Origin of the sequence: Vibrio sp. TRT 2004 (assembly GCF_050113735.1) — a bacterium.
Classification (GTDB): domain Bacteria; phylum Pseudomonadota; class Gammaproteobacteria; order Enterobacterales; family Vibrionaceae; genus Vibrio.
The window spans coordinates 39,868-53,236 of the sequence record NZ_JBNJOH010000003.1; the positions used below are offsets into that span (position 1 = coordinate 39,868).

Below are 13,369 nucleotides of genomic sequence, written 5' to 3' on the forward strand. Positions count from 1 at the left end.
ACAGGACGAAGATAATGGTTGCGGTAAGAAGCGCACATTTAAATCAAGACGAACAGTTTGAGCTAGATAAGTGGATTGCTAGCTTAGGGCAAGACCCTAAAATTGCTAAGCGCTTAAAAGAAGTTTACCGTCGTGGCGAAGAAATCTTAGAGGGGAACGATCAAGGCCCACTGCTTTTGTGGCGTGGTCGGGAAATGATCGAGATCTTGATTACTTTGTCGATGGACAAAGCGACGTTAGTCGCTGCATTGCTATTTCCGCTGGTGACCAGTGGGGCTTACGATAGACAGCAATTTGAAGAAGATTTTGGTAAAGAGACCATCAAGCTGATTGATGGCGTTGAAGAGATGGCCGCGCTTGGTCAATTGAACGTCACAATGGAAGGCGGTGCTGCCTCAACGCAAGTGGACAATGTTCGTCGCATGTTACTCGCGATGGTCGATGATTTCCGTTGTGTGGTTATCAAGCTTGCAGAACGAATTGCTAACCTAGTCGAAGTTAAAAAGGCGCCAGAAGAAGTTCGTCAAGCGGCAGCAAAAGAGTGTGCCAATATCTATGCGCCTTTGGCTAACCGACTTGGCATTGGTCAGTTGAAATGGGAAATGGAAGACTACGCGTTCCGTTATCAGCAACCAGAAACCTACAAACAGATAGCTAAGCAACTTTCTGAACGCCGTATCGTGCGTGAAAAATATATCCAAGACTTTGTCGATGACCTGATGGCAGAGATGAAGGCCTCGTCGATCAATGCAGAGGTCAGTGGTCGTCCTAAGCATATCTACAGTATTTGGCGAAAAATGCAGAAAAAAGGTCTCGCATTTGATGAGCTATTTGACGTGCGAGCGGTACGTATCATTGCTGATAAGCTTCAAGATTGTTATGCCGCGTTAGGTGCTGTCCATACCAAATACAAGCATCTCCCTAGCGAGTTTGATGACTACGTCGCGAACCCGAAACCGAATGGATACCAATCGATCCATACCGTGATACTTGGCCCTGAAGGTAAGACGATAGAAATTCAGATTCGTACTAAAGATATGCACGAAGATTCTGAGTTAGGCGTGGCCGCGCACTGGAAATACAAAGAAGGTGGCGGTGGTCGTAGCGGTTACGACGAGAAGATTACTTGGCTTCGTAAGCTGCTGGATTGGCAAGAAGAAATGTCAGATTCAGGCGAGATGCTTGATGAACTGCGCAGCCAGGTGTTTGATGATCGCGTTTATGCCTTTACACCACGTGGTGATGTCGTCGACTTACCTATGGGCGCGACGCCTTTGGACTTCGCTTACCATATTCACTCAGAAGTCGGACATCGCTGTATCGGTGCGAAAGTCGCGGGACGTATCGTACCGTTCACTCACAAGCTGGCGATGGGTGATCAGGTCGAAATCATTACATCCAAAGAGCCGAATCCATCACGCGACTGGCTAAACCCTTCAATGGGCTTCGTCACTTCAGGTCGTGCTCGCGCTAAGATTAATGCTTGGTTCCGCAAACAGAGCCGTGAGAAGAACCTAGAAGCTGGACGTGAAATTCTCGAAACGGAACTGGCGAAAATCGGCGCGACGCTAAAAAATGCAGAGCACTATGCCATTAAGCGTTTTAACGTCAACAGTGCAGATGAGCTCTATGTTGGTGTCGGTAGTGGTGATTTGCGAATAAACCAAATCATTAACCATATCAACGCCTTGGTGAATAAGCCGACGGCAGAAGAGGAAGATAAGCAAGCCCTCGAAAAACTGCAAGAAGCAGAAAGCCGAGCTCCGGCTCAGAGCCGACCAAAGAAAGATGCCGTTGTCGTTGAAGGGGTTGATAACCTGATGACTCATCTCGCGCGTTGCTGTCAGCCAATCCCTGGGGATGAAATCGCAGGTTACATTACTCAAGGTCGAGGTATTTCTGTTCACCGAGCTGACTGTGAGCAGCTAGAAGAGCTAAGACATCACGCCGCAGAACGTATCATCGATACGGTGTGGGGCAGTGGCTTTGTTGGTTCATACATTTTGACGGTGCGCGTAGAAGCAATGGAGCGGAGTGGCTTGCTAAAAGACATTACCACCTTGTTTGCCAACGAAAAAATCAAAGTCACCAGCATGAAGAGTCGTGTCGACTATCGCAAGCAGTTGTCGATTATGGACTTTGACCTAGAGGTAACGAACGTTGAAGTACTGTCTCGTGTATCAAAGCGCGTAGAACAGATCAAAGATGTGATGTCGGTAAAACGCCTAGGCTAATTTTTACGTCGTATTTGGCTCCCTAACAGCGTTAGCTGCACTTACTCGCTCCATCACATAGACGAGCTATGCTCAGGAGCCTCATAAGTTTGCTGCCTTGTTCGGAGAGCCAACTACTTAGTAAAAATAGTTTGTCGTATTTGGCTCCCTAACATCGTTAGCTGCACTTACTCGCTCCATCACATAGACGAGCTATGCTCAGGAGCCTCATAAGTTTGCTGCCTTGTTAGGAGAGCCAACTACTTAGTAAAAATAGTTTGTCGTATTTGGCTCCCTAACATCGTTAGCTGCACTTATTTAGAGAACTGATCAACATATAATCAAGGTGAGTGGTTTTGGCTACTCGCCTTTTTGTTTAAAGGAAGAGATTAAAGATGAGTCACCCAATTGAACAGTTAGAACAGATCATGGCAACGCTGCGTGATCCTGAAAAGGGTTGTCCATGGGATCTGAAACAGAGCTTCGACACCATAGTCCCTCACACCATCGAAGAGACATATGAAGTGGTTGATGCGATTCAAAACCGTGATTGGCCAAATCTCAAAGAAGAGTTGGGTGACTTGTTATTTCAGGTTATTTTCTATAGCCAGTTGGCTAAAGAGCAGGGCTTGTTCGACTTTTCGCAGGTCGTTGATACGGTCAATGAGAAGCTCACACGTCGCCATCCACACGTGTTTTCGGATATCGAATTTGAGAATGAAGAGCAAATTAATGCCAACTGGGAGGCTGAAAAAGCCAAAGAGAAAGCGCAAGTAGGCAAAACTGAGCAAAGTATTCTAGACTCAATACCAGTCTCTCTACCGGCTCTTTCGCGTGCTACAAAAATACAGAAGAAATGCGCGAAATTCGGTTTTGACTGGGATTCAATCGGGCCTGTTGTTGACAAGGTTCATGAAGAAATTGAAGAGGTTATGGACGAAGCACTGCAGGTGACACCTAGCGATGAAAAGATAGAGCTAGAGCTTGGTGACTTGTTGTTTGCGACGGTAAATTTAGCTCGTCATTTAGGAGCCAATCCGGAAGTGGCCTTGAGCAAAGCTAACCTCAAGTTTATGCGTCGCTTTAAAGGTGTAGAAGGTTTGGTTGCAGAACAAGGCAAGCAACTGACTGATTTTACTTTAGAACAGTTGGATGCTTTCTGGGATGAAGTGAAAAGGCAAGAGGTCGGTGTTGATTAAACCGTCACTCGAATTTGATTTGAAGCAAAAAATAAAAAATTGCAGTGTGATAGATTTCACGTTGTAGCGGAAAAGGGCTTCTGGTATATTTATATCCCGTCCAGAAGAAATCCATTTTCCCTCATTCAACCAATTTCAGGTTAAACATGACGACAAATTACATTTTTGTTACTGGCGGGGTTGTATCCTCTCTAGGTAAAGGTATTGCAGCAGCATCTCTTGCGGCTATTTTAGAAGCTCGTGGTCTTAAAGTGACTATGATGAAGCTTGACCCTTACATCAACGTTGATCCAGGCACAATGAGCCCGACTCAGCACGGTGAGGTGTTCGTCACTGAAGATGGCGCTGAAACTGACCTTGACCTTGGTCACTACGAGCGTTTCATCCGCACTAAAATGACCAAGCGCAACAACTTCACTGCAGGTCGTGTTTACGCTGACGTACTACGTAAAGAGCGTCGTGGCGACTACCTAGGTGCAACGATTCAGGTAATCCCTCACATCACTAACGCTATCAAAGACCGCGTAATCGCTGGTTCTGAAGGACATGATGTTGCTATCGTTGAAGTGGGTGGTACGGTTGGTGATATCGAATCACTACCATTTATGGAAGCTATTCGTCAGCTAGCGGTAGAACTAGGCCGTGAGCGCGCAATGTTCATGCACCTAACTCTTGTTCCTTACCTAGCAGCAGCGGGCGAAGTGAAAACTAAACCGACTCAGCACTCTGTAAAAGAGCTACTGTCTATCGGTATCCAGCCAGATATTCTTGTTTGTCGTTCAGATCGTATGATCCCTGCGAACGAACGTAAGAAGATTGCTCTTTTCTGTAACGTTCCAGAGAAAGCAGTTATCTCTATGAAGGACGTAGATTCAATCTACAAGATCCCTCAACTAATCAAGTCTCAAGGTCTAGACGATCTTGTTTGTGCTCGTTTCGGTATTTCTGCACCTGAAGCTGACCTTTCTGAATGGGAACAGGTTATCTATGAAGAGGCGAACCCAACGGCTGAAGTGACTATTGGTATGGTTGGTAAGTACATCGAACTGCCAGATGCATACAAGTCAGTGAACGAAGCACTGAAACACGCAGGTCTTAAGAACCGCCTAAGCGTGAAAATTAAGTACGTTGATTCTCAAGATGTCGAAACTAAAGGTGAAGAAGCTCTGCACGGTCTTGATGCGATTCTTGTTCCTGGTGGTTTCGGCGATCGTGGTATTGAAGGTAAGATTCTTGCTGCAAAATACGCTCGTGAGAACAAAGTACCTTACCTAGGCATTTGTTTGGGTATGCAAGTGGCACTGATCGAATACGCACGTAATGTGGCGGGCATGGCAGGTGCACACTCAACAGAATTTAACAAAGATACTAAGTACCCAGTTGTTGGTCTAATCACTGAGTGGGTTGACGGCGAAGGTAACGTAGAAGAGCGTACTGAGAAATCAGATCTTGGTGGTACTATGCGTCTAGGTTCACAGCTGTGTCACCTAGAGAAAGGGACTAAAGCTTACGAACTTTACGGTAGCGCGACGATCCATGAACGTCACCGTCACCGTTACGAAGTGAACAACAATCTTCGTCCAAAAATTGAAAAGGCAGGCCTGAAAGTATCGGGTCTATCAGCGGACAAGAAACTGGTAGAAGTTATTGAGAACCCAGCTCACCCATGGTTTGTAGCGGCTCAGTTCCACCCAGAGTTCACTTCTACACCTCGCGATGGTCACCCACTATTTGCAGGTTTCGTTAAAGCAGCTGGTGAATTCCAGCGTGGCGAATTAGAGAAGTAAAGGATACAGGCAGTAGCGTTAGTAGTGCTGCTGCCTTTAATTTTGACATTATATATTCAACGAGAAGGAAACATTCAATGTCTAAGATCGTTAAAGTTCTAGGTCGTGAAATTATCGATTCACGTGGTAACCCAACTGTAGAAGCTGAAGTACACCTAGAAGGCGGTTTCGTAGGTATGGCTGCTGCTCCATCTGGCGCATCAACTGGTTCACGCGAAGCTCTTGAGCTACGTGACGGCGACAAAGCTCGTTTCCTAGGTAAAGGTGTTCTTAAAGCTGTTGAAGCTGTAAACGGTGCAATCGCTGAAGCTCTAGTTGGTAAAGATGCTAAAGACCAAGCTGCAATCGACGCTATCATGATCGAGCTAGACGGTACTGAAAACAAATCTAAGTTCGGTGCTAACGCAATTCTAGCTGTATCTCTAGCGAACGCTAAAGCTGCTGCAGCGGCTAAAGGCATGCCTCTATACGAGCACATCGCTGAGCTAAACGGTACTGCTGGTCAGTTCTCTATGCCTCTACCAATGATGAACATCATCAACGGTGGTGAGCACGCAGACAACAACGTTGACATCCAAGAGTTCATGATCCAACCAGTTGGTGCTAAGACTCTTAAAGAAGGTCTACGTATCGGTGCAGAAGTATTCCACAACCTAGCTAAAGTTCTTAAGTCTAAAGGCTACAGCACTGCAGTTGGTGACGAAGGTGGTTTCGCTCCTAACCTTAAGTCTAACGCTGAAGCTCTAGAAGTTATCGCAGAAGCTGTTGCAGCTGCGGGTTACGAACTAGGTAAAGACGTTACTCTAGCTATGGACTGTGCAGCATCTGAGTTCTTCGACAAAGAAGCTGGCATCTACAACATGAAAGGCGAAGGTAAAACGTTCACTTCTGAAGAGTTCAACCACTACCTAGCTGAGCTAGCTAACCAATTCCCAATCGTTTCTATCGAAGATGGTCTAGACGAGTCTGATTGGGCTGGCTTCAAGCACCAAACTGAACTACTAGGTGACAAGCTGCAACTAGTAGGTGACGATCTATTCGTTACTAACACTAAGATCCTTGCTGAAGGTATCGAGAAAGGTGTAGCTAACTCTATCCTTATCAAGTTCAACCAAATCGGTTCTCTAACTGAGACTCTAGCTGCAATCAAGATGGCTAAAGACGCAGGTTACACAGCTGTAATCTCTCACCGTTCTGGCGAAACTGAAGATGCAACTATCGCTGACCTAGCGGTAGGTACTGCTGCAGGTCAAATCAAAACTGGTTCAATGAGCCGTTCTGACCGTGTAGCTAAGTACAACCAACTAATCCGTATCGAGGAAGCTCTAGGTGAGCGCGCTCCTTTCAACGGTCTTAAAGAAGTTAAAGGTCAATAATTCATAGTTTGGATTATTAGCTTAAAGCTCTAATAAATGCCTCACTTTTTAGTGAGGCATTTTGCGTTTAAGGCTCTAAGAACAATGAGCCGTTCTGCCCGTGTTGCTGTCGAAAGGGTTGGTAAGAGTTATTGCCTAAAAGAGCTCATATTCTAGTTAGCGGCTAGTTCTTTAATTGCCGTAACTCTGCGTTTTTCCATCTCTTCTCGAATATCCGCACCTTTGAAGCCATCCTGAATGATTGATTGGACGTCGACAGACAATGCCGCTTGGTAGGCTTGCTCAAAAATCGCTTTTTGCGGGTAATCAATCTCTTCATGGCCTGTTCTGCCACGGCTATCGGCCATACAGCACAGTAGAATGTCTTGTAGGCGCTCTGGCTTGCGCCATACATCGAACTTATTAAGCACTTTGAGTTTGGTTTCAGGGCGAAGCTCAGCTGCACGATGGATATTTGAGTGCTGTTCACAAACCATCAATGCTAGGTCACGATATTCGTTCGGCACTCTCACTCGTTCGCATAACTGCTTAATTAACTTTAGTCCTGTGTGGCAATGCATTTTATGGCTCGGCCATTCAGAAGGAGGGGTGACACCTTTGCCTAAGTCATGAACTTGCGCTGCAAAGCGCACAGGTAACGAGTTGCTGAGCAAGGCTGCTTGCTTAGCGACCATTAACGTGTGAATACCGGTATCTATTTCTGGATGCCATTTTTCTGGCTGAGGCACACCGAATAGGGCATCAAGTTCAGGAAGCAATACGCTAAGAGCACCACATTGCCTTAATACAGATAAAAATACTTGTGGGTTGGGGGTTGAAAGAGACTTTTGCCATTCAAGCCAAACTCGCTCGGGAGTAAGGTTATTCAATTCTCCAGAATGTACGATTTGGCGCATTAGCGTTAAAGTTTCATCAGCAACACTGAACCCCAAATGATCAAGCTTAGCGGCAAAGCGAGCGACGCGTAACACGCGCAACGGATCTTCAGTAAAGGCACTAGAGACATGGCGCAAAATACGATCTCTTAGATCAGCTTGACCATTGAATGGATCGATGATGGTGCCATCAGGATCTTGTGCCATCGCGTTGATAGTAAGATCTCGGCGCAGGAGATCTTCTTCTAAAGTCACATCGGCGGCAAAGTAACACTCAAATCCAGTATATCCCGAGCCAATCTTGCGTTCGGTGCGGGCAAGGGCATGTTCCTCTTTCGTTTTAGGATGAAGGAATACAGGGAAATCTTTACCGACAGCGGTATAGCCTTTTTCAAGTAGTTGTTCGGGTGTTGCACCGACCACGACCCAATCTTTGTCATAGACGTCGATCTCGAGTAACTGATCGCGGATTGCACCACCAACAAGGTATCTTTGCACCTAGCTCTCCCTTTTATCTATAATGCCATTGGCTAATTGTGCCAGCAATGGTACTTTCCTTAGCGACAAATTCCCAGAGACGAGAAGTATGTATCAACAATATTTTGCGCTAACAGAGCTGCCATTTTCGATTGTGCCTAACTCTCGTTTTGTATTTCAAAGTCGCCGCCATAAAGAAGCCATTTTTCAAATTCAAGCCGGGCTTGGAGAAGGCGGTGGCTTCGCGATGCTTACTGGTGAAGTGGGCACAGGTAAAACGACCATCGCTCGCTCAATACTAAATACTCTAGCAGAGACAACACAGGCAGGGTTAATCCTCAATCCTACCTTTTCTGATATTGAGTTGCTTGAAGCGGTATGTGATGAGTTTGAACTCGATTATCCGCAGCAAGCGTCACTTAAGCAGCTAAACCAACGTATTCATAAGTTCTTACTGGATAATCACTCTAAGGGGATTCAGACCTTACTGGTGATTGATGAGGCACAACATTTATCTGCGGATGTTCTTGAGCAGCTAAGGTTGCTGACGAATCTTGAAACCGAAAGTCAGAAACTTCTCAAAGTCCTTTTAATCGGACAACCGGAGCTACAACTTAAGCTACAGATGCCACAACTGAGGCAGCTAGCTCAACGCATTACGGGGCGATACCATTTGCTCCCGTTAAGTAGCGATGAAACTCGAGATTACATTCGATTCCGGCTTACTCTTGCAGGTGGCTCCCCTGACTTATTGCCTGCCAATGCAATTAAGTACATCGCGCGTAACACGCAAGGAATACCGAGATTAATCAACCTCGTCTGTGATGCAAGTTTAAAGCGTGCGTATGCGAATGGAGAAAATCATCCGACGGTGACGACTGTTCAACAGGCTTGCGATGAAGTGATGAGTTTTCAAACCGCGTCTGTTCAAACCTCGGCAGTGATTGGCAGCCATCCACCGCCACGCATCGTTAAGTACATGACGGCGATGAGCGTAGGTGGATTACTCTCTGTGATGGTCTATTTAATGACGCCTAGTCTAGTGAGCTCGACTATCTCTGAGTTATTGCAACAACAGTATCCAAGGGTTGAAAACGTTGAACAGATAACGACGGTATTTCCTCAACAGCTTAAAGCACAGTTGGCGCAAGCGAGCGATCAGGAGCAGGCGATTTCGGATCTTTATCGAGTATGGGGCTATCGGGCTTCAGTACTGGATCAGCTATGTTTGGGTAATGGCAATTCCCAGTTCCGCTGTGAACTGGCGAACGGCACATTAGGTGAGCTTATTGAACTCAATACACCTGTCGTCCTCACTCTGAATATTGATGGACAGGCTCGTTTTGCTGTTCTCTATGCGCTTTCGAACAGCAAAGCAAAGTTATTGGTCAATAATGAGCTGGTGGCGTTTGATACTCAATGGCTAGAAAGCATCTGGCATGGTGAATATCGGCATATCTGGCGCGGTTATTGGGACGAAACGCTCAAGCCAGGTATGCAAGGTGAGAAGGTAGTAATACTTGACCAGTTTATATCTCAAGCTCTCGGGCAGCCAAAATCGGCGACGTTTGTATTTGATCAACAGCTAAAAGAGAAAGTCGAACTATTTCAACGTTGGAAAGGGCTGACAGTGGATGGTATTGCAGGGAAAAAGACCTTGCGGTTACTGGAGATGTTATCTCAGCCAGATAGACCCAAACTAACAGTAGATAAGGAAAATACCGATGTCTAAGGTTATGCGACAACTCAAAAGTTCAGAGCGAAGCCGATGCTCAACTGGCATGCAAGCGCCAATGTTGGCTCCTGTCATGACGACGCAGCCACAGCCTATAGGCAGGTTGCGATACTTCTCGATAGCATTCGTTCCGCCTATGGTGATAGCGGGTCTAGTCGTTATTCATACCTATCAGTCACAAAAACAAGCTTGGCTTGAATCCAATGTTAGTGAGACGGTATCAATTGAAGTTCCGTTCGAATACCAGATTGAAAAAGCGCCAGACTTTGGGCCACTGGCTGCGACCTATTCTCAGCGTGATGATAAAGTGTCTAACGTTATCGAAGGTGAAATAGACGATGACGCTCTGGCTGATGAGATACTCGGCAAGGCTGGAAACACCGTTCAAAGTGTAGCTTCAGATCAAACCGATCTGCTGACAGGTCTCGATTTGTCAGGTCTATCACCAGAGCTGGCGCAACGGTTTGCAAGCGCCGTTAATACAATCCCTCAAGTTGAGCCAGTGAACTCGGATGAGCGAGTGTCAAACCTGTCACAACAGCCTGATAGTTGGTATGGAAAACTGCCAGCAATGAACTTTCAGACGCATGTCTACTCGAGCCGAGCCGATAAGCGTTGGGTTAAGGTAAATGGGGTAGAGTACAGTGAAGGTGACTGGATTAGCGCGGATGTTGAGTTGGTGGCGATCGAGCAGCAAGCCTGTCGGATTCGCTACAAGGGCGAGTTGATAGAAGTGCCTGCCTTATATGATTGGAAAGGTTAACTGATTAAAAAAGGTCACGACATCGTGACCTTGTTAATTTCTGTTCTACTTACGCCCAACCGGATGGAGAACGTTTTCTGCGTGGAATGATATGTGGCAGAATCAAGCCAAGTAGTAGACCGATACCTGCAACGCCACCGCCATACATAAAGTATTTCAGTAGTAAGTCATCTTTCTGTGTATCCAGTTTCGCACGCAGTTTGCGAACTTCTTCCTGAGAAGCGGATAGCTGTTGGCTCATTTCGTTGTAGCCTAGTTCTAACTCACTGATTTGGCGGTTACGAGTTTCTAGCGAATCGACTAATCCCGCTTTTTCTTGATCAGCATTTGAGCGAGCATTCGCCAGCTTCTCTTTAACGTCTTTTAGCTCATCTTCAAGCTTAGGTAGTCGTAAAGCCATGCTTTCTTGATTAGTAACGAATCGGCTTTCAATCCAGCCTCTACGTCCTTTGCTGTCTTGAACTTCTGTATATCCAGAGTCTTTGTTTGTCGACAGTAGTTTTACTTTTTCGCCAGCATCAATACTGCCGATAATGCGGAATTGGTTGCTTGGACCAGAGTGCATATAGGTAAAAAGCTTATCAGAAATATAACGGTCTTGAGCAAATGCCGCTGGCACAGCAAGCATCGAGGCCAAAACGAAGCAAACCAGTTTTTTCACGGTAAATCCTTTAACAGTCTAAGAGGGTCTGCAAACCCATTATCTATATAATTCTAGAGCCAAATAGTAAGTAGTTTCTGAGATGACTGCAACAAAGAAGGGAGGCTTAGCCTCCCTTTATGCGGTTTTGAGTCAATAATGACAGTGAGTTAACACATCACTGACGTCATTGATTAAACAAACATCGCTTGAATCGCGTAGAAGAATACCACTGCCAATAGCGCACCTGCTGGCAGTGTAACGATCCAAGATGCAACGATGTTACGCACAACACCAAGGTTAAGTGCTGCGATACCACGAGCAAAACCAACACCTAAAACAGCACCAACGAGTGTTTGAGTGGTAGAGATTGGCAGACCTGTACCTGACGCTAGTACTACAGTACATGCAGTAGCAAGCTGAGCGGCGAAGCCACGGCTAGGTGTTAGTTCTGTAATACCAGTACCAACCGTTGCCATTACTTTGTGACCAAGAGTCGCAAGACCAACAACAATACCAAAGCCACCGAGTGGTAGAATCCACCATGCGATCGTACTCTTGGTTGTAATCTCGCCCATGTGCTCCACTGTCGATACAACCGCAGATAGAGGGCCAATGGCGTTAGCGACGTCGTTTGAGCCGTGAGCAAATGCCATCGCACAAGCTGTGATAACCATCAGAACGCTGAAGATGCCTTCTACACCAGCAAAGCCATGATCATCTTCGCGGCTAGCAAATTTCTTCTGAATGTAGAAGTAACCACCAGCCATTACGATTGCAGATACAATGGCTGCCCACATCCAAGCTTCACCGTTGGATAGGTGCAGACCAACGTGCTTAAGGCCTTTCTTAATCGTAACCAGAGCAATTACCATAGTGGTAATGAACATGTAAACAGGTACGAAGCGTTTAGCGTTAAACAGAGGTTTTTCAGTATCGAATATCAGTCGTTGTGCACTGACAAAGATGACGTAAGCAAAGAAACCAGAGATAACAGGAGTAATAATCCAGCTACCTACAATGCCTTGAACACTGCTCCAGTCAACCGCTTCTGTACCTACTGAAACACACGCAAAACCGATGATTGCACCGATGATTGAGTGAGTCGTTGAAACTGGCCAACCCATGTAAGAAGCGAGTAGTAGCCATGTACCAGCAGCTAAAAGCGCTGACATCATACCGAAGACAAGTACGTCAGGTTGGTGAGCAAATAGGGACGTTTCAATTACGCCTTTACGGATAGTGTCGGTTACTTCACCACCTGCTAAATATGCACCAGCAAACTCAAAGATCATCGCAATGATGATTGCTTGTTTGACGGTTAGCGCTTTTGACCCCACAGATGTGCCCATCGCATTGGCTACGTCATTTGCGCCAATACCGATAGCCATCATAAAGCCAAAGACTGCTGCAATAATAATCAGGACAGTGCCGTAGTTCGCAAGGATATCCATCGTAATACCTAGTTGTTGATAACAAGCGGAGCAAAAATTAAGAACGACGAAACCCCTTCAGCGCGTCAGTATATATCGCCTATAAGGGGTGTGAACTAGTTAGATGCTCTTCGTTATTTGGTTAACTTATATTTATGAGCGAGACAACATTACTTCCAGACGCGCACCAACACGTTGCGCCTGATCAGCAATACCGCCTACCCACTCTAGAATTTTGTAAAGGAACATCACATCAACAGGATTTAGATCCGATTCGATCGCCATTAGTTGTTGGCGAAGTTGGATCTGCATCGCGTCTGTGTCGTCCTCAATCACATCCAGTTGGTGGATCATTTCAGCCACAAGCGTTACTTCGCGGCCTTTAAATCCAGTTTCCAATAACTCATCAAGCTCATTGATAACTTTTTGCGCTTGTTCAGCTGCGTCTAGGCAACGTCTTACGTACGCAATAAAATTCTCTTGAAGAGGTGCAGGGATAGTCAATTGACGGCCATAAACTCGGCCAGCAATGTCTTTTGCAAGGTTTGCGAGTTTGTCCTGTTGTGTCAGTAGTTCAAGCATGTCGCTGCGATCCACTGGCATAAACAAACCACGAGGAAGTTTTAGACGAATTTCGCGCTTAAGTACGTCGGCTTCCTTCTCAAGATGAGAAATCTGTGCACGAATTTCAGATGCTTTCTCCCAATCCCCTTTTGAACTTACTTCGAAAAAGTTGATTAGGTGTGAGCAACATTCATTTACACACACAACGTGGCGCTGCAAAGGTTTAATAGGGGACTTTGCAAATAGCCCCATAATTGTATTTACTGGCATGGTCATTCAACCCAATTAATATAACCTAAAAACTAAC

Annotated in this window: 10 protein-coding genes; 6 read left to right on the forward strand and 4 right to left on the reverse strand. The window is 45.8% G+C overall.

The features are described from left to right. Positions 1-14: 14 nt before the first annotated feature. The 4 genes from relA to eno all read left to right on the forward strand — a co-directional run bounded on the left by relA (position 15) and on the right by eno (position 6,575). Positions 15-2,234: a GTP diphosphokinase gene (gene relA / locus ACQEXR_RS02085; protein ID WP_331416173.1), complete on the forward strand. Its 2,220-nt coding sequence runs from the start codon at positions 15-17 to the stop codon at positions 2,232-2,234. A 374-nt stretch (positions 2,235-2,608) separates the two neighbouring features. Further along, the gene (gene mazG / locus ACQEXR_RS02090; RefSeq protein WP_331416174.1) at positions 2,609-3,412 is read left to right on the forward strand and encodes a nucleoside triphosphate pyrophosphohydrolase; all 804 of its coding nucleotides are present in this window, start codon (positions 2,609-2,611) and stop codon (positions 3,410-3,412) included. A gap of 146 nt (positions 3,413-3,558) precedes the next feature. Then, a complete protein-coding gene (locus ACQEXR_RS02095) occupies positions 3,559-5,199 on the forward strand; it encodes a CTP synthase (protein WP_427019686.1) in 1,641 nt (546 codons plus the stop codon). Positions 5,200-5,276: 77 nt separating this feature from the next. After that, entirely contained in the window at positions 5,277-6,575 is a 1,299-nt protein-coding gene (gene eno / locus ACQEXR_RS02100) for a phosphopyruvate hydratase (protein WP_331416176.1), read from the forward strand. A 152-nt stretch (positions 6,576-6,727) separates the two neighbouring features. On the opposite strand, the gene ACQEXR_RS02105 is transcribed toward eno, so the two are convergent. Beyond that, positions 6,728-7,948 carry a multifunctional CCA addition/repair protein gene (locus ACQEXR_RS02105; protein WP_427019687.1) on the reverse strand — a complete coding sequence of 407 codons (1,221 nt, stop codon included), beginning with the start codon at positions 7,946-7,948 and terminating at the stop codon, positions 6,728-6,730. 88 nt (positions 7,949-8,036) lie between these two features. On the opposite strand from ACQEXR_RS02105, the gene ACQEXR_RS02110 reads away from it, so the two are divergent. Both ACQEXR_RS02110 and ACQEXR_RS02115 read left to right on the forward strand, forming a co-directional pair. Beyond that, positions 8,037-9,659 carry an AAA family ATPase gene (locus tag ACQEXR_RS02110; protein WP_427019688.1) on the forward strand — a complete coding sequence of 541 codons (1,623 nt, stop codon included), beginning with the start codon at positions 8,037-8,039 and terminating at the stop codon, positions 9,657-9,659. Beyond that, positions 9,652-10,425, forward strand: coding sequence for a general secretion pathway protein GspB (locus tag ACQEXR_RS02115; RefSeq protein WP_426950701.1), 774 nt, complete (start codon positions 9,652-9,654; stop codon positions 10,423-10,425). The genes ACQEXR_RS02110 and ACQEXR_RS02115 overlap by 8 nt, the downstream gene beginning before the upstream one ends. A gap of 49 nt (positions 10,426-10,474) precedes the next feature. Here ACQEXR_RS02115 and ACQEXR_RS02120 read toward each other — a convergent pair whose 3' ends face one another. From ACQEXR_RS02120 to ACQEXR_RS02130, 3 genes are all read right to left on the reverse strand, one after another. Continuing rightward, positions 10,475-11,086 carry a TIGR04211 family SH3 domain-containing protein gene (locus tag ACQEXR_RS02120; protein WP_426950702.1) on the reverse strand — a complete coding sequence of 204 codons (612 nt, stop codon included), beginning with the start codon at positions 11,084-11,086 and terminating at the stop codon, positions 10,475-10,477. A 173-nt stretch (positions 11,087-11,259) separates the two neighbouring features. Next, the gene (locus tag ACQEXR_RS02125) at positions 11,260-12,519 is read right to left on the reverse strand and encodes an inorganic phosphate transporter (protein ID WP_138971832.1); all 1,260 of its coding nucleotides are present in this window, start codon (positions 12,517-12,519) and stop codon (positions 11,260-11,262) included. Positions 12,520-12,651: 132 nt separating this feature from the next. Then, positions 12,652-13,332, reverse strand: a complete 681-nt coding sequence (locus tag ACQEXR_RS02130) for a TIGR00153 family protein (protein ID WP_171052190.1) — start codon at positions 13,330-13,332, stop codon at positions 12,652-12,654. Positions 13,333-13,369: the final 37 nt, after the last annotated feature.

Bases quoted from the DNA above. Each gene is read 5' to 3' on its own strand.
- ACQEXR_RS02125 (WP_138971832.1), bottom strand. From the start codon at position 12,519: ATGGATATCCTTGCGAACTACGGCACTGTCCTGATTATTATTGCAGCA.
- mazG (WP_331416174.1), top strand. From the start codon at position 2,609: ATGAGTCACCCAATTGAACAGTTAGAACAGATCATGGCAACGCTGCGT.
- relA (WP_331416173.1), top strand. From the start codon at position 15: ATGGTTGCGGTAAGAAGCGCACATTTAAATCAAGACGAACAGTTTGAG.
- ACQEXR_RS02115 (WP_426950701.1), top strand. From the start codon at position 9,652: ATGTCTAAGGTTATGCGACAACTCAAAAGTTCAGAGCGAAGCCGATGC.
- ACQEXR_RS02095 (WP_427019686.1), top strand. From the start codon at position 3,559: ATGACGACAAATTACATTTTTGTTACTGGCGGGGTTGTATCCTCTCTA.
- ACQEXR_RS02130 (WP_171052190.1), bottom strand. From the start codon at position 13,332: ATGCCAGTAAATACAATTATGGGGCTATTTGCAAAGTCCCCTATTAAA.
- eno (WP_331416176.1), top strand. From the start codon at position 5,277: ATGTCTAAGATCGTTAAAGTTCTAGGTCGTGAAATTATCGATTCACGT.
- ACQEXR_RS02110 (WP_427019688.1), top strand. From the start codon at position 8,037: ATGTATCAACAATATTTTGCGCTAACAGAGCTGCCATTTTCGATTGTG.